The 18,748-nt window shown below is 69.7% G+C and carries 16 protein-coding genes and 1 pseudogene; 5 read left to right on the forward strand and 12 right to left on the reverse strand.

The features are described from left to right. Window positions 1-28: 28 nt before the first annotated feature. Genes F9C41_RS30580 through F9C41_RS30590 form a run of 3 tightly spaced genes read left to right on the forward strand, consistent with a single transcriptional unit; the run spans window position 29 to window position 2,696 of the window. Window positions 29-1,255 (forward strand): class I SAM-dependent methyltransferase, encoded by a 1,227-nt coding sequence (locus tag F9C41_RS30580; protein WP_155390263.1) that lies wholly within the window; start codon window positions 29-31, stop codon window positions 1,253-1,255. After that, a complete protein-coding gene (locus tag F9C41_RS30585) occupies window positions 1,252-2,061 on the forward strand; it encodes a glycosyltransferase family protein (RefSeq protein ID WP_155390264.1) in 810 nt (269 codons plus the stop codon). The genes F9C41_RS30580 and F9C41_RS30585 overlap by 4 nt, the downstream gene beginning before the upstream one ends. A 26-nt stretch (window positions 2,062-2,087) precedes the next feature. After that, window positions 2,088-2,696 (forward strand): PIG-L deacetylase family protein, encoded by a 609-nt coding sequence (locus F9C41_RS30590; protein ID WP_230690134.1) that lies wholly within the window; start codon window positions 2,088-2,090, stop codon window positions 2,694-2,696. Window positions 2,697-2,722: 26 nt separating this feature from the next. On the opposite strand, the gene F9C41_RS30595 is transcribed toward F9C41_RS30590, so the two are convergent. The 10 genes from F9C41_RS30595 to F9C41_RS30640 all read right to left on the reverse strand — a co-directional run bounded on the left by F9C41_RS30595 (window position 2,723) and on the right by F9C41_RS30640 (window position 14,521). Next, a complete protein-coding gene (locus F9C41_RS30595) occupies window positions 2,723-4,036 on the reverse strand; it encodes a glutamate-1-semialdehyde 2,1-aminomutase (RefSeq protein WP_155390266.1) in 1,314 nt (437 codons plus the stop codon). A gap of 59 nt (window positions 4,037-4,095) precedes the next feature. After that, window positions 4,096-5,091 (reverse strand): NAD(+) synthase, encoded by a 996-nt coding sequence (gene nadE / locus F9C41_RS30600; protein WP_155390267.1) that lies wholly within the window; start codon window positions 5,089-5,091, stop codon window positions 4,096-4,098. Continuing rightward, window positions 5,088-7,109 (reverse strand): asparagine synthase (glutamine-hydrolyzing), encoded by a 2,022-nt coding sequence (gene asnB, locus F9C41_RS30605; RefSeq protein ID WP_155390268.1) that lies wholly within the window; start codon window positions 7,107-7,109, stop codon window positions 5,088-5,090. The genes nadE and asnB overlap by 4 nt, the downstream gene beginning before the upstream one ends. 4 nt (window positions 7,110-7,113) lie before the next feature. Next, the gene (gene acpS, locus F9C41_RS30610; protein WP_196280020.1) at window positions 7,114-7,785 is read right to left on the reverse strand and encodes a holo-ACP synthase; all 672 of its coding nucleotides are present in this window, start codon (window positions 7,783-7,785) and stop codon (window positions 7,114-7,116) included. An 8-nt stretch (window positions 7,786-7,793) separates the two neighbouring features. Beyond that, complete coding sequence (locus F9C41_RS30615) at window positions 7,794-8,717, reverse strand: hypothetical protein (RefSeq protein ID WP_155390270.1); 924 nt, start codon at window positions 8,715-8,717, stop codon at window positions 7,794-7,796. A gap of 25 nt (window positions 8,718-8,742) precedes the next feature. Then, on the reverse strand, window positions 8,743-10,251 hold the full coding sequence (locus F9C41_RS30620; RefSeq protein WP_230690135.1) for a class I adenylate-forming enzyme family protein: 1,509 nt from the start codon (window positions 10,249-10,251) through the stop codon (window positions 8,743-8,745). Then, the gene (locus F9C41_RS30625) at window positions 10,235-10,498 is read right to left on the reverse strand and encodes an acyl carrier protein (protein ID WP_155390271.1); all 264 of its coding nucleotides are present in this window, start codon (window positions 10,496-10,498) and stop codon (window positions 10,235-10,237) included. Before F9C41_RS30625 ends, F9C41_RS30620 begins: the two co-directional genes overlap by 17 nt. 261 nt (window positions 10,499-10,759) lie before the next feature. After that, complete coding sequence (locus F9C41_RS30630; RefSeq protein WP_196280021.1) at window positions 10,760-12,370, reverse strand: lipopolysaccharide biosynthesis protein; 1,611 nt, start codon at window positions 12,368-12,370, stop codon at window positions 10,760-10,762. Then, window positions 12,370-13,281, reverse strand: coding sequence for a glycosyltransferase family 2 protein (locus F9C41_RS30635; protein ID WP_196280022.1), 912 nt, complete (start codon window positions 13,279-13,281; stop codon window positions 12,370-12,372). The genes F9C41_RS30630 and F9C41_RS30635 overlap by 1 nt, the downstream gene beginning before the upstream one ends. Before the next feature lie 10 nt (window positions 13,282-13,291). Then, window positions 13,292-14,521, reverse strand: a complete 1,230-nt coding sequence (locus F9C41_RS30640; RefSeq protein WP_155390274.1) for a glycosyltransferase — start codon at window positions 14,519-14,521, stop codon at window positions 13,292-13,294. A 629-nt stretch (window positions 14,522-15,150) separates the two neighbouring features. On the opposite strand from F9C41_RS30640, the pseudogene F9C41_RS42235 reads away from it, so the two are divergent. Continuing rightward, window positions 15,151-15,357, forward strand: a pseudogene (locus F9C41_RS42235) (CatB-related O-acetyltransferase); the annotation flags it as partial. A gap of 241 nt (window positions 15,358-15,598) precedes the next feature. Here the strand turns inward: F9C41_RS42235 and F9C41_RS30650 are convergent. Beyond that, window positions 15,599-16,645, reverse strand: coding sequence for a glycosyltransferase (locus tag F9C41_RS30650; protein WP_196280023.1), 1,047 nt, complete (start codon window positions 16,643-16,645; stop codon window positions 15,599-15,601). Window positions 16,646-16,965: 320 nt separating this feature from the next. Between F9C41_RS30650 and F9C41_RS30655 the strand changes: the two genes are divergently transcribed. After that, a complete protein-coding gene (locus F9C41_RS30655) occupies window positions 16,966-17,781 on the forward strand; it encodes a PIG-L deacetylase family protein (RefSeq protein ID WP_155390276.1) in 816 nt (271 codons plus the stop codon). 78 nt (window positions 17,782-17,859) lie between these two features. Here F9C41_RS30655 and F9C41_RS30660 read toward each other — a convergent pair whose 3' ends face one another. Continuing rightward, on the reverse strand, window positions 17,860-18,741 hold the full coding sequence (locus F9C41_RS30660) for a glycosyltransferase (RefSeq protein ID WP_230690136.1): 882 nt from the start codon (window positions 18,739-18,741) through the stop codon (window positions 17,860-17,862). Window positions 18,742-18,748: the final 7 nt, after the last annotated feature.

Here is an 18,748-nt window from a genome sequence, read left to right on the forward strand (position 1 = left end):
TGGGCCACGAGCAGAGCGAAGCGCGGGCATGAGCCCGGTGCCGTGTCGGCTGTGCGCCGCGCCCCTCAACACGACCTTTCTCGACCTGGGCATGTCGCCGCTGTGCGAGAACTTCCTGCGCGCCGACCAGCTCGACGCGGGTGAGACGTTCTACCCGCTGCACGTACGCGTCTGTGACGAGTGCCTGCTGGTGCAGCTGCCGGCGTATGTGGGCGGCGAGGACATCTTCAGCGATTACGCCTACTTCTCCTCGTACTCGCAGTCCTGGGTCGAGCACGCGCGGGTTTACGCCGGCCGCATGATCGCTGAGCTGGGACTGGGCGCCGACAGCCTGGTCACCGAGGTCGCCAGCAACGACGGCTACCTGCTACGGCATTTCGTGGACGCCGGCGTTCCCGTGCTCGGCGTGGAGCCTGCCGCCAACGTGGGCGCCGTCGCACGCGCCGCCGGGGTCCGGACCGAGACGCGGTTCCTCGGCCTGGAGACCGGGACGGCGCTGGCCGAGCGGTACGGCCGCGCAGATCTCGTGGTCGCCAACAACGTGTACGCCCACATCCCCGATCTGATCGGGTTCACCGCCGGGCTGGCCGCCCTGGTCAAGCCCACCGGGCTGGTCACCCTCGAGTTCCAGCACTTGATGCGGATGATCGAGCGCAACCAGTACGACACCATCTACCACGAGCACTACCACTACCTGACGCTGCGCACCGCCCAGCGCGCGCTCGCCACTGCCGGCCTGGTCGTGGTCCACGTCGAGGAACTGGCCAGCCACGGCGGTTCGCTGCGGGTGTTCGCGCGGCCGAGCGGGGTGCCCAGCGCCGCCGTCAAAGAGGTGCTGAACACGGAGGCCGCCGCTGGGCTGCACACCGCGGCCGGGCACCGCGGCTTCGCGGAATCGGTGTTCCAGGTCAAGCGGGAACTCGTGGACTTCCTGCACCAGGCGCGGGCCGAGGGCAAGCGGGTGGTGGGTTACGGCGCCCCGGGCAAGGGCAACACCCTGCTCAATCACTGCGCCATCCGCACCGACCTGCTCGAATACACCACGGACCGCAACCCGCACAAGCACGGCAGGTTCCTGCCCGGCACGCACATCCCGATCCATCACCCGGACCGCATCGCCGCCGACCGGCCCGATTACGTGCTGGTGCTGCCCTGGAACCTGCGTAAGGAGATCAGCGCTCAGCTCGCCTATGTGGGCGACTGGGGTGGCCGGCTGGTCTTCCCGATTCCCCGGTTGGAGGTCGTGACGCCGTGAAGGTGGTCCTGTTCTGCGGCGGCTTCGGGTTGCGGATGCGCGAGGGACAGGGCAGCGCGCCCAAGCCGATGTCGATGATCGGCGACCGGCCGCTGCTGTGGCACGTCATGCGCTACTACGCCCACTTCGGCCACAACGACTTCATCCTGTGTCTGGGCTACGGCGCCAACGCGGTGAAGGACTACTTCCTGCGGTACGACGAGACGCTCAGCAACGACTTCACCCTGGCCAACGGCGGCCGGGAACTGCGCATGCATTCGACGGACATCTCCGAATGGAAGATCACGTTCATCGACACCGGCCTGACTGCCACCATCGGCGAACGGCTCATGCGTGTGAAGGAGCAGCTCACCGGCGAGACGATGTTCCTCGCCAACTACGCCGACACGCTCACCAACGCCCCGCTGCCGGCCATGATCACACGGTTCGAGCAGAGCGACGCCATCGCGAGCGTGCTCGCCGTGCCGCCGGACTCCACCCACCACGTCATGGACATCCGTGCCGACGGCTCCGTGACCGGTGTGCGGGAGTTGCGCGAAGGCCAGTGGGAGAACGGGGGATACTTCGTCATGCGGCAGGGCGTGTTCGACACGCTGCGCGCCGGTGAGGACCTGGTCCCGCAGGCGTTCAACCGGCTCACCCAGCGCCGTGCCCTGCTCGCGCAGCGGTACGAAGGCTTCTGGCGGGCCGCCGACACGTTCAAGGACCGAGCCGAGCTCGAGGACATGTTCCAGCGCGGCAACTGCCCGTGGATGCTCTGGGATCCGCTGCGCAGCGGGCAGACCGACGTGCGGGGCCTGACCTGATGCTGCGGCTGCCAGAGGTGCGACAGGTGGTGCTCCTGGGCGCGCACCCTGACGACATCGAGATCGGCGCAGGCGGGTTCCTGCTCACGCTGGCCGCCGCCAATCCCGCAGTGCGCGTGCACTACGTGCTGTGCACGGGCACTCCGTCGCGGCACGCGGAGGCGGCGGCCGCGGCGGCTGCGTTCCTGCCCGGCGTCACCCGCACCGCGGCCCTGCACACGCTGCCGGACGGGCGGCTGCCGGGCCACTGGGACGAGGTGAAGGCAATCCTCGACGACGCCGCGGGCTACCGGCCCGACCTGGTGCTGGCGCCCTGGGCCGGCGACGCGCACCAGGACCACCGGCTGCTCGGCGAGCTGGCGCCCACCGCGTTCCGGTCCGCGCTGCACTTGCAGTACGAGATCCCGAAGTGGGACGGGGACCTTGGCCGGCCGAACGTCTACGTGCCGCTGACCGGCGAGATCGCCGCCGCGAAGGTCGCGCACCTCGACGCCTGCTACGCCTCACAGCGCGACCGAGACTGGTGGACCGAGGAGACGTTCCGCGGCCTCATGCGACTGCGGGGCATCGAGTGCCGGGCGCCGTACGCCGAGGCGTTCCACTGCTCGAAGGTGACGCTCCAACTCACCCCGTGACGCGAGCGGCCACCGACGCTGTGCGGTCAGTTGTACGGGCGGAACACCGGGCGCACGGCCCGCCCGGTCAGATGGTGCTCCCATCCGTCGGCGAGCGCCTTCGCGTAGGTGTCCAGCGCCAGGTCCACGGCCTCGACGGTACGGTCGATGTGCGCCTCGGTGTGCGAGTAGGACACGACGAACGACGGGGCGATGATCCCCTGCCGGATCAGCTGATCCATGAACAGGGTGCGGAACTCCTGGGACCGGTTGCCCTCCGCGTCCCGCGTCACGTGGACCAGGTTGGCGGGGTGTCCGGCCACGTCGACGTAGGCAGACAGCCCCCGCGCCGCCACGACCGCGCGCACCCCGTCTGCGAGCCGCTCCCCCAGCTGGCGCAACCGCTCGATCACCGGTTCCGCCCGGTACACCGACATCGTCGCCATCGCCGCCGCCAGGGCGTGAGTCTCCGCACCGTACGTCGATGACAGCAGGAACACCCGCTCACGGGTGGTGCGTAGACCGCCGAGCTCCATCACGTCGGCCCGGCCCGTCAACGCGGCCACGGAGAACCCGTTGCCCATGCCCTTGGCGAAGGTGGCCAGGTCGGGCACGAGCCCGTGCACGTACGCGGCACCGCGTTCGTGCATCCGGAAACCGTTGATGATCTCGTCGACGATCAGCAGCGCACCGTGCTCGTCACAGAGCCGACGGACCCGGTCCAGGTATCCGGGCCGGGGCGGATCCTGGTAGGAGGCCTCCAGCACCAGCGCGGCGATCCGGCCCGGATGCTCGGCGAACAGCGCCGCCACGCTCTCCGCGTCGTTGAACGGGAACCGGGCGGTGAGCGCCCGCGTGGTCTCGGTGACACCGGCCGGCATCGCGGTGACGCCGATGAACCAGTCGTCGGTGGAGAAGAACGGTTGCCCGGCGCAGACGGCCACCATGTCGCGCCCGGTGTACGCCCGCGCCAGCTTCACCGCCGCGGTGGTCGCATCCGAGCCGTTCTTGGTGAACTTCACCATCCATTCCCGGTCGGGCGCGACGACGTCGAGGAACTGCTCCGCGCACGCCACCTCGATCGCGGCCGGCCGGGTGAAGTTCACGCCGAGCTCGAGCTGGGCCCGCACCGCCGCGAGCACCGGCTCGAAGGCATGGCCCAGCGTGACGGCGCGCAGCCCCATGCCGTACTCGATGAACTCGTTGCCGTCCACGTCCCAGACCGTGCATCCACTGCCCCGTGCGATGAAACCGGGTGCGTCCACCGGATACTGGTCGTCGCCCTTGGCGTAGGTGTGCGCGCCCCCGGGAATCAGGTCGTGGGCGCGGGCACCCAGCCTCCGCGACTCGTGCAGTCTCATGCCTCACCCTGTCCTGTCAGGTGGGAAGTTCGCGGAGGTCGGGTGCCCGTCATCCGATCTCAGTGCTCGATCTCCGACACGTCCGCGGCCAGCCGCGGCGTCAGGTGTAGGTAGTTCGACGTGCGCCGCTTCTGCTCGATGTCCCGGTACACCCGGAGCACCTGCTCGGCGGTCAGGTCGGTCGTCGCGGCCACCTCGTCGATGGAGATCCCGTTGTTGAGCCCGTACAGGCACAGGTCCATCCGCTGGTACGGCAGGGAGAAGTAGAACTCCTCCTGCGACTGCGGCAGCGAGTAGGTGTCCGTGGTGGACGGCCGGGCGGAGATGTCGGCCGGCACGCCGAGGTGGTCGGCGAGCTGGTAGACCTGCGACTTGTACAGGTGCGCGATCGGCTTGACGTCGGCCGAGCCGTCACCGAGCTTCACGAAGAAGCCCTGGTCGTACTCGAGCCGGTTCGGGGTGCCCGACACCGCGTAGTTCAGCCGGTCCGCGTGGTAGTACTCCATCATCTTGCGGACCCGCTGCTTGAAGTTCGTCGCGGCGACGATGCCGAGGTACGCCTCCGTGGTGAGGCGGTGCCTGGTCTGCGTTCCGTCGGGCGCCTGCACCACCACCGAGTAGAGCCGGAAGCTGTCGGAGTCGATCACGCTGGGCAGCACGATCTTCGACTTGTACCCCGGGCCGTACTCGGGGCAGACCAGCCGGATCGCGTCGTCGCGCCGCCGGTAGCAGCCGGCCGCGTCGAGCAGCGGGGTGATGTCCTCGTGCACCGACTCGATGCCGAGGCTGTCGGCCACCAGGCGGCTGAGGCCCAGCGTGTCGTCCGAGGAGTCGCGCTCGGGCATGTGCAGGCCGAACACGCGCTCCTTGCCGATGGCGGCGACGCAGGCGGCCGCGACCACGCTGGAGTCGATGCCACCGGACAGGGCGACGATGATGCCGCGGCGCTTGGTGCTCGCCAGATACTGGGTCAGCGTTGCCGAGATCCTGGCCATCTCCTGATCGGCGTCGATCCGCAGGCTGGCCGGCCCGAACGCCGTGGCCGAGCTGGTCATGCGTTGCCTCCATGGTGGTTGTCGTAGGCGCTGTCAATGCGGGTCATATCCACTGCCACCTGCAGTTCAGGCAGCGCCGAGGCCGCGGCCCCGCCGTCGCCTGAGATGAACTGCTGGTGGGTGAGTTGAGTCGAGATCACGGCCATGAGCCGCATGCTGTCGGTGTTGCTCATCTGCTCGCCGCCGGTCCGGCGGCACTTGGCGACCAGCCCGGCGACCTGCTCGGGCTGGAACACACCCGCGTCGGTCACCGCACGCGCGGAGGTGACCTCGTCGAACCAGTCGGGGGTGCCGGCGGCGAAGAAGCTCGCTGCGTCCGGCGCCCGGTAGGGCTGCTTCGGGCGGCGGCGGATCTCCTCGGGCACCAGGTCGGCGAAGGCCCGCTTGAGCAGGTGCTTCTCGTCCAGCCCGAAGAGCTTGTACCGGGCCGGGAGCGTGGCGGCGAACTCCAGCACGTCGGCGTCCAGGAACGGGAACCGGCCCTCGACCGAGTTCGCCATGAGCATGCGGTCGCCCTGAGACGCGAGGATGTAGCCGGACAGCAGCGTGGTCATCTCCAGCCACTGCGCGCGGCCCAGCGGGTCCCAGCGCTCGCTGCCGTCGGGCAGCGCGCCTGCCAGCCCTGCCGGGTCGGCCGGGTCCGTGCCGCCGATCGCGGCCTGCAGCTGCGGCGACAGCATCCGCTTGAGCACGGCGGTCGCGTCCCAGCGGGGCCGGTGCGACAGCGCCGGGTCGGTGGCATCGAGGTTGCGGCCGAAGAAGCTGCGCGCGAACGCGGGCGCCTGCCCGGGCGAGCGCACCATCCACGGGTACAGCAGCTCGGCGGCGCGGTGCCGCTTGGCCGAACCGGGGTCGGCGGCCCAGAAGCGCCGCACCCGGGCCTCCCGGAAGATGTCGTAGCCGGCGAACACCTCGTCGGCGCCCTCGCCGGTGACGACGACCTTGTACCCGCTCTCGCGGACCAGCTTCGACAGCAGGTAGAGCGGCGCCGGGGCGGCGCGCAGCAACGGGGTCTCGGCGTGCCGCACCACCTCAGGGAACACGTCGGCGATGTCACGCGGGCCCACCACGATGTCGTGGTGCTGCGTGCCCAGCGCCGCGGACATGATCTTCTGGTAGCCGCCCTCGTCGAACTCGTCGCTGGAGAACCGTAGCGAGAACGTGTGCAGCGGGGCCCGGGTGTACCGGGCGACGACCGCCGTCGTGATCGAGGAGTCGAGGCCGCCCGACAGGTAGGCGCCCACCGGCACGTCACTGCGCAGGAAACGCAGCCGCGCGGCCTCGACGAGCTTGTCGCGCAGCGCCTCGGTGGTCTCGCGCAGGTCGGGCAGCGGCTGCTGCCGGTCCGGGAACTCGATGCGCCAGTACGGCACGGTGCGGAACCCGGATTCGTCGTATACCGCGTAGTGCCCGGGTGGCAGCTGCTCGATGCCCTGGAACACGGTGCGCGGGGCGACGGTGGACCAGTAGGTCAGCGTCTCGTCGAGGCCTGCCGGATCGAACGCCCGCGGCAGGCGCGGATCGGCGAACAGCGCCTTCACCTCGGAGGCGAACAGCAGGCCCGACGGGGTGCGGGCGTAGTAGAGCGGCCGGACGCCGACCCGGTCCCGGGACAGCACCAGCCGCCGCGCCCGCCGGTCCCAGAGGGCCACCGCCCACTGCCCGTTGAACCGGCGGAAGCAGTCCTCGCCCCACTCCTCCCACGCGTGCACGATCACTTCGGTGTCGCTCGACGTTCGGAAGGTGTGGCCCAGCCCGCGCAGCTCCTCGGCGAGCTCGACGTAGTTGAAGATCTCGCCGTTGAAGGACACCCACCGGCTGCCGTCGGCGTTGCTCATCGGCTGTGCCCCGCCGGCCGTGTCCACGATGGCGAGCCGGGTGTGCCCCAGCGCCACGCGGTCGTCGCGGAAGAATCCGCAGCCGTCCGGCCCGCGGTGCACCAGCCGCCGCATCATGTCCAGCAGCAGCTCGCGGTCAGGGGTCTGCTCGAAGGAGGCGACACCGCACATCCCACACATGGGCTCACGCTCCGCTCAGGGCGCGGCCGAGGACCCGCACCATGGCGTCGGGGTCGCTCAGCACGGCCAGGTCGATGTCGTCGTCGGTCAGCGTCACGTCGAAGGAGTCCTCGAACAGGATCGCCAGCCGCAGCGCCGCGAGTTCGGGGTCGGCGTCCGCCTCCCCCATGCCCGACCACTCGGTCAGGACCTGTTCGACCTGTCCGCGATCCACCACGGCACCACCTGTCGCTTCGAGTGGGCGCGCGGGGGCGCCCGACTGGCTGGCTTCGGTCCGCGCCGGCTGCGGCGTGGGCCGTCGTGCGGACGAGGTCACCAGGGCCACGGCCGTGGCGTACTCGTCGCAATGTGACATCGAGATGCTGATCTCGACGACACCGGCCTGTTCGGCTTCGGCCAGCACGGCGCCGGACAGCTGGACGCCCGGCGCTCCGTGCCCGCCGTTCACGATCTCGACCATCCGCCACGGCACCGGGCCGGACCACGCGAACGGCAGCGCCTTGAGCACCGCCTCCTTCGCGGCCAGCCGTGCCGCGACGTGCCGGCTCGGCACCGCTTTGCTCACGCAGTACGCGACCTCGCCCGGCGTGAACCAGCGCTGCAGGAACGCCGCTCCGCTGCGGTCCATGAGGGCCGCGACCCGCACGACCGAGACGATGTCGGTACCGACGTTCACAGCCGCGGTTACTTCGACGACGCCTGCGCGACGGCGGCGAGCCAGGCGACCGCCGCCCGCTGCGCGCCCTCGCCGTTGAGGTGGCCCTCGTCCGCGGCGAACGCGTCCGCGAGCACGAAGTAGGGCTGCCCGTCGTAGGTGCCGCCGGCCCGGTCACCGTCCGGCGCCGCGGACTCCACCGCGGCCACGTCGAACAGGTGCGCGTCGCCGTACTCCTTGCGGATCAGCTGGTTAAGCCGCTCCCGGGTCACATTCGAGGCCGGGCCGAACAGGTCGCCGTGGGCTGTGCCCGTGACCCACTGCTTGAGCCGCGTCAAGCGGCCGTACTGCGTGGTCAGCGGCACCGTGGCCTTGACGAAGGTGACGTTCGGGAAGTCGCGCTCCAGTGCCGCGATCGTGTCGCGGTAGGCCGCGAAGAGCGCGTCGACGTCGGTACCCGGCGCGATGTCGACGTAGCAGAGTTTCATCATCGCGACGTCGACCTGGGCCCCGATACCGCCGCGGATGAGCGCGTCGAAGTCCTTGATCTTGTCAAGCGGCTTGGTGTTCTCGCCGATGGGCGCGTGCGCCACGAAGCCTCCCGAGGCGGTCGGCGCGTCCCGGCGCTCCTCGATCGGCGGGGCCGACAGGCTGTGCGCGCCGTAGACCGCGCCGACGCCGTTGAGCACGTTGCCCCCGACCGACTGGTGCCCGAAGAACACCCTGGTCCGGCTGACCTTGGCCAGGTCTTCCGCTGACACCTGCGCGGTGGCGACGCCACCGACCACTTCGTCCGTGGTCACGGCCTTGTCCTTTCCGTCGAAGATGAGCCATGCCGAGCCGGCGACGACCACCAGTGCCGCCGCCGCGGCGACCAGCCGCCCGGGCTTGCGCCAGGCACCGCCCGATCGCCCGGCCTCGGGCACGGCGGTCTCGATATCGGTCTTCGTCATCGTCACTCCTCGTTCGTCGGGCGGGTCACGTCGTCGGGGCGCCTTCGGCTGCCGCCGCGACCAGGCGCGCCTTGGCCACCTTGCCGTTGCTCGTCAGCGGCAGGGCATCCACCACGAACACGTTGGCCGGCACCATGTGCTTGGCGAGGTGCTCCCGGCAGACCGCCAGCACCTCGTCCGCGGTGACCTCAGCGCCGGGCCGGGCCACGACGAACAGGGTGACCGCCTCACCCGCCGCCAGGTCGGGCATACCGACGGCCGCGGCCGAGGTGAGCCGGTCGATGCGCAGCGCGCAGTCCTCGACCTCCTGGCTGGAGATGCGGTATCCCCACGACTTGATGAAGTCGTCGCGGCGATCGAGGACGAAGATGTCGCCGTCACCGTCCACGGTGGCGAGGTCGCCGGTACGCAACCCTGACGGGGTGAACTTGGCCGCCGACTCCTCCGGCGCACCGAGGTATCCCGGAGAGATGTTCTCTCCCCGGGCGTAGATCTCACCCTGCTCACCGGGGCGCACTGACCGGCCGGTGTCGTCGAGCACTCGCAGCTCGACACCCGGGATGCCCCGGCCGATCGAGGCCGGCTTGCTGCGCAGCAGCGCCGGCGGCAGGTAGGACAGGCGCGCGGTCGCCTCGGTCTGCCCGTACATGAGAAACAGGTCCGCGGTGCTCTTCGCCTCCAGCAGCTCGTCCACGAGCACTGGGGCCAGTTTCCCGCCCGCCTGCTGGATCACCCGGAGCGAGGGCAGTTCCCGGTCGCGGAAGCTCGCCGCCCGCAGCAGCAGCTGGAACGTCGACGGCACGCCGGCCAGCACCGTGCACTCCTCGCGTTCCAGCAGATCCAGCGCGGTCTCCGGGAAGGCGAACGAGTGCAGCAGCACGATCCGGCCACCGACGCGCAGGTGCGTGTGCAGCAGCGAGGCGCCGTAGCAGTAGTAGAAGGGCAGCACCGCCAGCACCCGATCCTCGGCACGCAGGCCGAGGTAGTCGACGATGGAGTCGGTGTTGGCGAGGATGTTGCGATGGGTGACCCGCACCGCCTTGGGCCGCGACGTCGTGCCGGACGTGAACATCAGGGCGGCGTCGGCGTCGAGGTCGCAGGGGCGCGGAGCGGGTGGCTCCACCGCCTCTGTCGAGGCGAGCCGCTCCTCGGTGATCACCGCGACGCCCTCCAGCACCGCACCGAACCGGCGCAGCGCGCGGCGGTCCACGAATGCGGCTGCCACCTCGACCAGCGCCAGGTTGCGGCGGGCCTCCTCCGGCGTGACCTTGTCCGCCACCGGCACCGCGACGCAACCCGCCTTCATGGCGGCGAGGTAACCCGCGATCCAGAAGAACGAGTTGGGCCCCAGGACGGCGACCCGGGAGCCGACCGGCAGCTCCAGCGCGGCCAGGGCGCCGACCAGGCGGGCCACCGCCGCGCGCAGGTCGCGGTAGGTGTGCCGGTGGGCGCCGTCCACGACTGCGATGTCGTCGGGGCGTCCCTGGCCGAGCAGGTGGTCGCCGGCGGTCAGGCGCTCATCGCGCCAGGCCACTGCCAACCTGCTTGCCCTCGACGTACTTCGTCAGGTTGGCGATCGAACCCAGGTTGTCCGGGACGGTCTCGACCTCCAGCACCTCGATGCCGAACGACTCCTCGAGGAACTCGACGAGCTCCAGCACGCCGGTCGAATCGATGATGCCCTGGTCCACGAGCGACTCATGGTCGCTCGGCAGCCGAGCCGAGTCGCCGAACAGGTAGTTGTTGACCACGAAGTCAACGAGCTTCTCGCGGATCTGCATTTCCCCACCTAACACGTTCCACGCGACTGCCATTGCCCCGCGGAGCCTACCGGACCGGCTGGCGCCGGCGCGATGAACCGAATTGACGCATGTCTATCAGAGTTTCCGGCGTTCCGAGCGCCGATCGACACCGGCACCGCCCCGAGATGCGGGTCCGAGGTGAGGTCCAGTCACGTGCTTGAATGACTGACAGCATGCCGCGGCGCTGGCCGTCACATATCCGACAACGACCAGGCCACGGCGTCAAGCCTGCTGCCGCGCTCAGCGGCGGCCGCGGACGATCCGCGCCACCCGCGTCGACACCTCGCGGTCGGTGACCGCCAGCATCGCCGCCGCGACGACGGCCGCGACGACACCGGTGACGATCAGGCTGACGGTGGTGTTCGTGCCGTGCAGCAGCGCCTGGCTCGCCGAGCCCGCGGCACCGGCTCCGACCGCCGCGGCCACAGCCGGGAGCGACGGCCGCAGACCGGCCATCAACGACCGGACCATGACCCGGGAGAACATCAGCGCGAGTGCGATGAGGGCGGCGGTCCACTGAAGGATCGCGAACGTCGTGGCGATGGCCAGGACCTGCGTGCCGGGAGAGCTGTCGTTGAACAACGCTCCGGCCGCCAGCATGAGCCCGACCGAAGCCGCGGCCGAACCCCAGTTGATCGCCGCGAGCGTGTCGGGGCGGCCCGCCGCCTGGAAGATCGCGCCCATCAGCGGACCCAGCGCCACGGCCGCCATGGCCACGCACAGCACCCGGAAAGCCGGCCCAGCCGGCGTCCACTGCGGACCGACCCAGGTCAGGAACAGCGGACCGGCCGCGAACAGGATGCCCAGCACCGGGAACGCGATCAGCGTGCCGGTGTGCAGGTATCGAGCCGCGTAGCGGTCGAACTCGTCGCGCGAGGCCGCGGCACGCGACAGGTGGGGCATCGCGACCTGGGCGAGCCCACCGGTGGCGACATCGTTCACCATCTCGGCGATGCGCGTGATGAACCGGTAGAGGCCGATCGCCGCCGGACCGAACATCGGGCCCAGAATCAGCGCGTCGGTGCGCATCGCGACGAAATAGGCGAAGAAGCCCGACAGCGAATGCAGCGAATATTGCCGCAGCTCCCGCAGCGCGGGGCCGATACGACGGAACCGCGGCCGCCACTGCACCCCGATCCACACCGCCGTGGCCGAGATGGTGGTCATCACGAGTTGCTGCGCCACGAGGGCCCAGACGCCCCATCCCAGCACCGCGCCAGCGACGCCGACGCCACCACTGACCAGCCCAGCCAGCAGCCAGCGCATGGACAGCGACCGGAACTTCAGCTCGCGCCGCAGGATCGCGTCGGGCACGACGAGCACCGCGTTGAGCACCATGGCCGGGGCCAGCGCCAGACAGATCGGGATCAGGTCCGCCGTCTGGTTTACCGCCGCCCACAGCGGCACCGCGATCACGAAGACGGCCGCCAGGGCCGTACCCGTGCCGACGGTGACCCAGAACGCGGCGTCGTAGTGGCTGTCGTCGACCTCCTCGCGCTGCGTGATCGCCTGCACCAGGCCGTGTATGGAGAGCGACTGCGCGAAGGTCACCCAGACCAGTGCGAGCGCCACCAGGCCGTAGTCGGCCGGCGAGAGGAACTTCGCCATGACGATGGTGACGCCGGCGGTGGTGCCGAAACGACCGATCGTCAAGACGTACGACCACAGCACGGCCGCGCGCGGCAACCGGCCGTCCGGCGTCGCCGGCGCAGGTTCCTCCTGCAGCACCGGCGCCGGCGACTCCGTGGTCGCGTCAGCCATGTCGTCGGTCACACGCTCCTGGCGCACCGGCCCCGGCTGTGCGACGGCGGCAAGGCTCGGCGCAGCGGCTTCCATGCGGTCCGCACTCATCATGTGTCCTTCGAGGTCATCGCGTCCCTTGCCCACCCCCGGCGTCGGCGCAGCGCGCCAAGCCGGATGCGTGCCTCGGTTGCCGGCCACACCATACCGAACGCGGCGATCGCCCCCGCCTTACCGCGTAGCGGTAGTTCGCTGACGGCCAGGGAGCGGATGGTCTCGCGGTAGAAGCGCAGCTGTTCGTTGTTGCCGGTGAACCTGAGCCGCCGCCGCGTCGCCAGCTCGGGCTCCAGCCAGGCATACCGGTCGCGGGCGTTGGTGGCTCCGCCGAAATCGTTGCCGTCGCGGGAGCCGCGCCGGTAGAAGAGATACTCCGGGACGAGCTCGATCTGGCCCCGCGCGACGAGTTCGAGGATCAGCGTACGGTCTGCCGTCCCGAAGGCCAGATGCAGCCTGGTCCGGCGCAGCACGTCCATGCGCACGAGGCCGAAGACCGCATTGCTGTATCGCAGCAGTCCCATGCCGCCCGCGATGCGCGCCGCCGGCGTCGCCTGCCGCACGGCCGGCTCGTCCGTGCAGGCGAAGAGTTGCTGCCCGGTGTGGTCTATGACGATGCTCTGGGGATAGGACGCGACCGCTGCCGGATTGTCGTCCAGGGCCTGCACGCAGCGGCGGAGCAGGGCCGGCGCCATCAGGTCGTCGTGCGAGGTCAGCCGGAAGAACTCCCCCCGGGCCAGGCTCACCACACGTGCGTAGTTGCCTGATTCACCGAGGTTCGACTCGTTGCGGAAGACCCGCACCCGTGCGTCTCGGGCGGCGTACGCCTGCAGGATGTCCCACGTCGCGTCCGTCGACCGGTTGTCGCACGCGACCACCTCGAAGTCGGCGAATTCCTGGGCGAGCGCGGCATCGAGCGCGCCAGGCAGGTATCGCTCGTTGTTGTACGCGGTGATGCCGAGTGTCACCCTCGGTCGGTCAGACATGCTCTCCCCATCTCGATGCTCCACCGCTGCCTGGCGGCCAGTCGGCCGGCGCGAAGCCGAGCAGCGCCGCGAGTTCGTCGCCGCGTCGGCGCCATGAGTGGAGCTCGGCGAACGCCCGACGGGCCACCACCCGGTCTGGCTCGTGAGCCTCCGCGCTGGCCTTCCACACGGCTGCCGTGAACGCCTCAGCGCTCGTGGCGATGTGTATCAGATCTGTCCCCAGAAAACGGGTGGCGGGCAGATCGGTGCTCACCGCGGGTCGGCCCGCGGCCAGATATTCCAGAGTCTTCAGGGGGAACGACGCGCGGTTGAAGTCCGAGTCGGTGTATGGCGTGATGCCGACGTCGATGTGGTGCAGATATGCGGGAAGCCTCGCGAAGGGCTGCTTGCCGACGTAATGCACGCGCGGGTGGCTGACGAGCCGTGCGAACCGATCCGGCTCGAACCGTGGATCGTGCGGGCCGACCAGCAGCAGCGACAGGTCGGCCGCCACGATGGCTTCGAGCAGCTCGATGTCGATGCGCTCCGAAAGGTAGCCGATGATGCCGGCGACCGGATGAGGCAGGTTGACCTCGGGCGCCGGTGCCATGGCGTCAAGGTCCCGGTACGCCTCGACGGGCACGCCGTTGGCGAGCAGCTTGGCCTTCCGCCCGAGCCCGGCCAGCCGGGCGACCAGCGTGTCCGATACGGCGAGCACCAGATCGGCGTGCGCGAGCGTCTCCCGCTCGTCCTCCTCCACCGCCGACACGTCACGGCCCATCAGGTAGGCACCGGCCACGGCATCGTCCGTGGCGTACATGACGTTCAGGACCCCGCGGCCCCAGAAACCCGTCATGCGGCCGAACCGTGCGTCGATCACGACCTGCGGCTGCCGGCCCATCGCGCGCAGCGCGCGCCGCACCTGCACCCGCAACAGCCGCGGCGTCAGATGCCGCACGCCGCGCCGGGTGTGCGCGGGCAGAGCCACCGGCCGCAACAGCGTCAGATGGGGCCCTACGTGCTCCACCTCGGGCCACAGCGCGTGCAGCCGGCCCCGCTCCTTGGCTCGCTCGGAGAGCACCGACAGGTGCTGATCGATGAACAACACGTCGCAATGGCGTTGCAGCTCAATAGCGAGCAGCCGATCGTTGACGAGAATGCCGTCCCACGAATTGGCTCCGAAGAGGACCACCAACGGTCGCGTGCCGACACTGTCGACAAAATGACGAACGCCGATGGTCATCAGGGCTCCAGCGCCGAATCGGCACGACGATCGTGCACGAGGCACTTTACTATGGCGGGCGCGCCGGAACTCGGCCGTAAAGTCTGCCTTTTCGGCTCGCAGCAGACGCCCGGTCGGCCGGTGGCCCAGCCCTCCGTGTGGCCGGGCGCCGCAGTGATCGCCTGGCGGACGCGCCCTCCATCTGCTAAGAACGAGCCTGGCAGGCCCACCGGGGGTGGGTGCGCCGTGCCGAGTTATTCGACTCGATCGATTGCATCATCTGGGGTCCGGGAGGCCGAGTGATCCGGCGGGTGTTGGTGAAGCTCTATGGGATTCGCCGCGCACGCGTGCGAAGCATGGTGCTGTGGCTCCTACGCCGAACGGACGGCGACGAATTCACGTCGTCCGCTCTTCGGGAGATCTTCAAGAGATACTGGGGCGTGGAGATAGGCATGTACACCCACGGCGGCTGCTTCGCGCCATGGATGATCGATCGGGACACGACCATCGGCCGTTACTGCTCCATAGCCGCGGGCGTCCGCGTCGTCAATCACAACCACCCGCTGACGTTCAAGAGCACCAGCGGACTGTTCTTCAACCCGGCGCTCGGTCTGACCGACCGGTGGCTGGTCGAGCACCGGCCGCTGGAGATCGGTAGCGACGTCTGGATCGGCGCCAACGCGGTCATCCTGCCCGAGGTCAACCGGATCGGGCATGGTGCCGTCATCGGCGCCGGCGCCGTCGTGAACCGGGACGTGCCGCCGTACGCCGTGGTGCTCGGCAACCCGGCGCGGGTGGTGAAGTACCGCTTCTCGGAGCAGACGATCGCGAAACTGCTCGCCGAGCGGTGGTGGGATCGCGACATCAACCAGCTGGGCGATCTGAGCGCCTTCCAGAATCCGATGACGGACGAGGCACCGGAGGCGCCTGTGCCGGCACCGGCCGCGACTTCCAGCCAGACTTCGACGGTGCGCTGATACGGGACAACGGCGACGGCGGTTCTCACCGGCCGCCGTCGCCGTTTCATGTCACGCACCCGGTCGGCCGGGTCCGGTCGCACTGTCGGCCCAGGCGGCGCTCAGGCCGTTGGCGCACCGGTCATAGCAGTTGCCCGTAGCAGGCGAGCAGGTCATCGCGCAGACCGTCATCGGAGTAACGCGCGAGAATGCGCTCGGAGGCGACTCGGCCCGCCTTGACGATTTCCTCGGGGTCATGCGCGAACGCCGTCATCGCCGCCTCGGCGGCGCCGGCGAATGCCAGCAGATCATTCTCCGCGACCGGCGAACAGTGCTCCGGGTCGAAGAACTCGCGGCCGCCCAGTCCCGAGAAACCTACGACATAACAGCCGCTGGCCATGGCCTCGGCGGGCGGTAGCCCGAAGCCTTCCCGGTCGCTGAAGCTGAAGAAGATGGCACACTCGCGCATCAACGCCGCCGCTTCCGTCTCACTGCGGCCTTCGATCGGCACAAGCTCCCAGCCATCGAGGACGCCGCGGGCCCGCAGCATGTGCAGCAGGTGCTCGCGTTCAGCCGCCCGCCGGTTGAGCAGGAAGGCGACCCGGCGGCCTGGCGCACCGACCCTGGGATGGAAGACCTTGCTGTCGACCACCGGGCGGCAGCGGTGGACCGGGATCGCCGGAAAGGTGTATCGCAGCAGGGCTTCGTTGTCCTCGGACACCGCGAGCAGCGCCACCAGGTCCGGCACAGCCGCGTAGGGCGCGCCCGCGGCGGTGCCCTCGAAAGGGACGTAGTCGAACGTGTGATACACGCCCTGATTGAATACGACCTTACGCGGGCCACGGGGCAGCTGGTGCAGGCTGTACCACTCCGGAATCACCAGAATGTCGGAACCGCGCACGGTAACCTCGGCCGCCGCCACCGTGCGGGTGTGGTGGGGAAACCAACCACAACGGAAGCCCGCCTTCGTATGCATGACCGCGGCGTCGATGCCGAGAGCGTTCAGCGCATCCACGTGCCGGTAGATGTTTCGCACGCCCCCGCTCGGCGTGGCCAGGTCAGGGGCCAGGTAATAGACGGTCGGCCGCTGGTGGGCACCGGATTCGACCCGGATCGGTGGCGGCTTTCGCCTGCGCAACTCGCGGGCGTGGCTTGCTGCTCGGACGAGCTGTCGCATCGTGTCGCCCACCAGGTATCCATGTCCTTCAGCTAGCGGTGCGGCCTGCCGATCGATCGTACGAGCGGGCCCTGTCACCAATTCTGTTGTGTCCGCTTCAAGACACCGTCGTGGCGGCTCGAACGGCGTCTCGTCGCCCCATCGGGTGTCTCCCCCCTGCCAGGTCACATGCTCGGCCAACGACCGTTCCCGATATGCTGCCGACGTGACTGCCCACCAGCGCCAGATCGTGCCCGTGCCTGGATCGGAGTGTGCATGATGCTGCGATGCCGTGGGCCGTTCGCCCGGCGTGAGCCACGCCATGTCGTGAGCCGAGGGCTGCGGTGAGCGCCATGCTCGCCGGCCTGCGCCGGTTGTTCGGCTCGTTGACGAAGCTGAGCGCCAAGGATGTCACCGAAACGGTGGCTGCTCGAGATGCGCTGGTCATTGCTCCGCATCCCGATGACGAGACGCTCGGCTGCGGCGCGACCATCATGCGCAAGCTCGCGGCAGGCGCGGCAGTGACGGTGCTCGTGGTCACCGACGGCAGCAGATCGCACACCAGCGCATACCTCTCGCCCGCTGCGTTGGCCGCGTTGCGGGCCGAGGAGATGGCTGAGGCCGCTCGCCGGCTCGGCCTCCGGGCGGATGCCCTCCGTTGGGCCGGCTTCGTCGACGGCACGCTGGCAGCGGCCGAGGATCGGCTCGTCGACGTCATCGCAGAGGTCATCAAGGACGTGCGACCTCAAGAGGTCTATGCGACATGTTCGGATGAACCACATCCGGATCATGCGGCACTGGGGCGTGCGGCACGCCGTGCATGTGCGGCAGTCGGCACGGTGCAGCTGCTGGAGTATCCGGTATGGCTCTGGCACGCGTGGCCGATGACGCCCGGACACCGCCTGAGGTCGACAGCGGCCGCGATCGCCACGGTCGTGCGCCGCCGTGCGGTTGTGGTGCGAACCGAACATCTCCGCCACGCCAAGATGCATGCGCTGGCGGCACACGGAACACAGTTGGGTCGCCCACCGCAGGTGCCGCCGGCTGAGCCTTGGGACGGCCTGCCACCGGCTGTGCTGCGCGCCGCGGGTGGCACGACCGAGCTGTTCTTCCCGATCGCGTTGCCTGGTCAGGACCAGGCCCGGCTGCTCGGACGAGTAAACCGGTGACGGCCGGGGTGCGTGAGTCGGCGACGGCCGAGGCGATGGGCAGACCCGGTCGAGCCCCGGCGTGACCGAAGCACGCTCCTAGCCGGCAAGCCGGCCGAGCAGATGTTTGGCCCGGTCGAAGCCGTTCTGACCGAGCAGGCGGAAGGCCACTGCCTTGACACCGGCCCGCGCCGCCTCACGCGTCGCGCGGACGGGGCCGTGCACCAGCCGGTCGCGCAGCCGGTCGCGGCCGCTCGGAATCTCCGCCTCATCGAGGAGGTTGCCGAAACGGGCACGGTATGGCCTGGGGTCGACGAGCCGCCCGCGTACCCGGTTGCTCACGTTGCGCTCGTGGATGACCTGTAGCCAGGTGGGGGCCCCCGTGTCCAGCACCGTCGGCATCTGCCGGCCCAGCAGGTTGTGCCATCCTGCCCAGCAGGTCACCGGCGAGTCCCACGACTCCGCCACCGACACGAAGGCGTTGGTCGGATCCTTGCGCAGGTAGAGCCCGCTCGGCGCGTGCACCAGCCCGTAGGCGACATAGATGGCGTGACGACCGGTCCCGCCCGGGTCCGCAGCGCGCACGCGCTCGGCGAAGTCGGCGGCCAGACCGTCATCATTGTCGATGTTCGTCGTGATCAGCCGAGTCGAGCCGGCGCCGGCGACTCGCCGGACATCGGCGGCGAGCTGCTCGGGCGGCACCGACTCCCGGTAGATCGGCTCGAAGAGTCCCTCCGCGATGAAGGGAGCCAGTCGCTCGAGCAGCCATGCCGGGCTCTCGGGATCGAGGTACACGATCCACTTCACCGGGACCGTCTGCGCCCGGACCGACGGCACGGTGAACCGCTCGAAGAGACCGATCCGCTCGTGCAGCCAGCCCTCCTTGGCGCGGATCAGGGACTCCACGCCCTGGCTCGGCAGGTTGAAGCGGGTCAGGAAGACCTGGCTCACCGAGTCGGCATGCGGGTCAGGGGTTTGCACGTGGGGG

The sequence above is a fragment of the Catellatospora paridis genome, from assembly GCF_009720365.1.
In the GTDB taxonomy this organism is placed as follows: domain Bacteria; phylum Actinomycetota; class Actinomycetes; order Mycobacteriales; family Micromonosporaceae; genus Catellatospora; species Catellatospora paridis.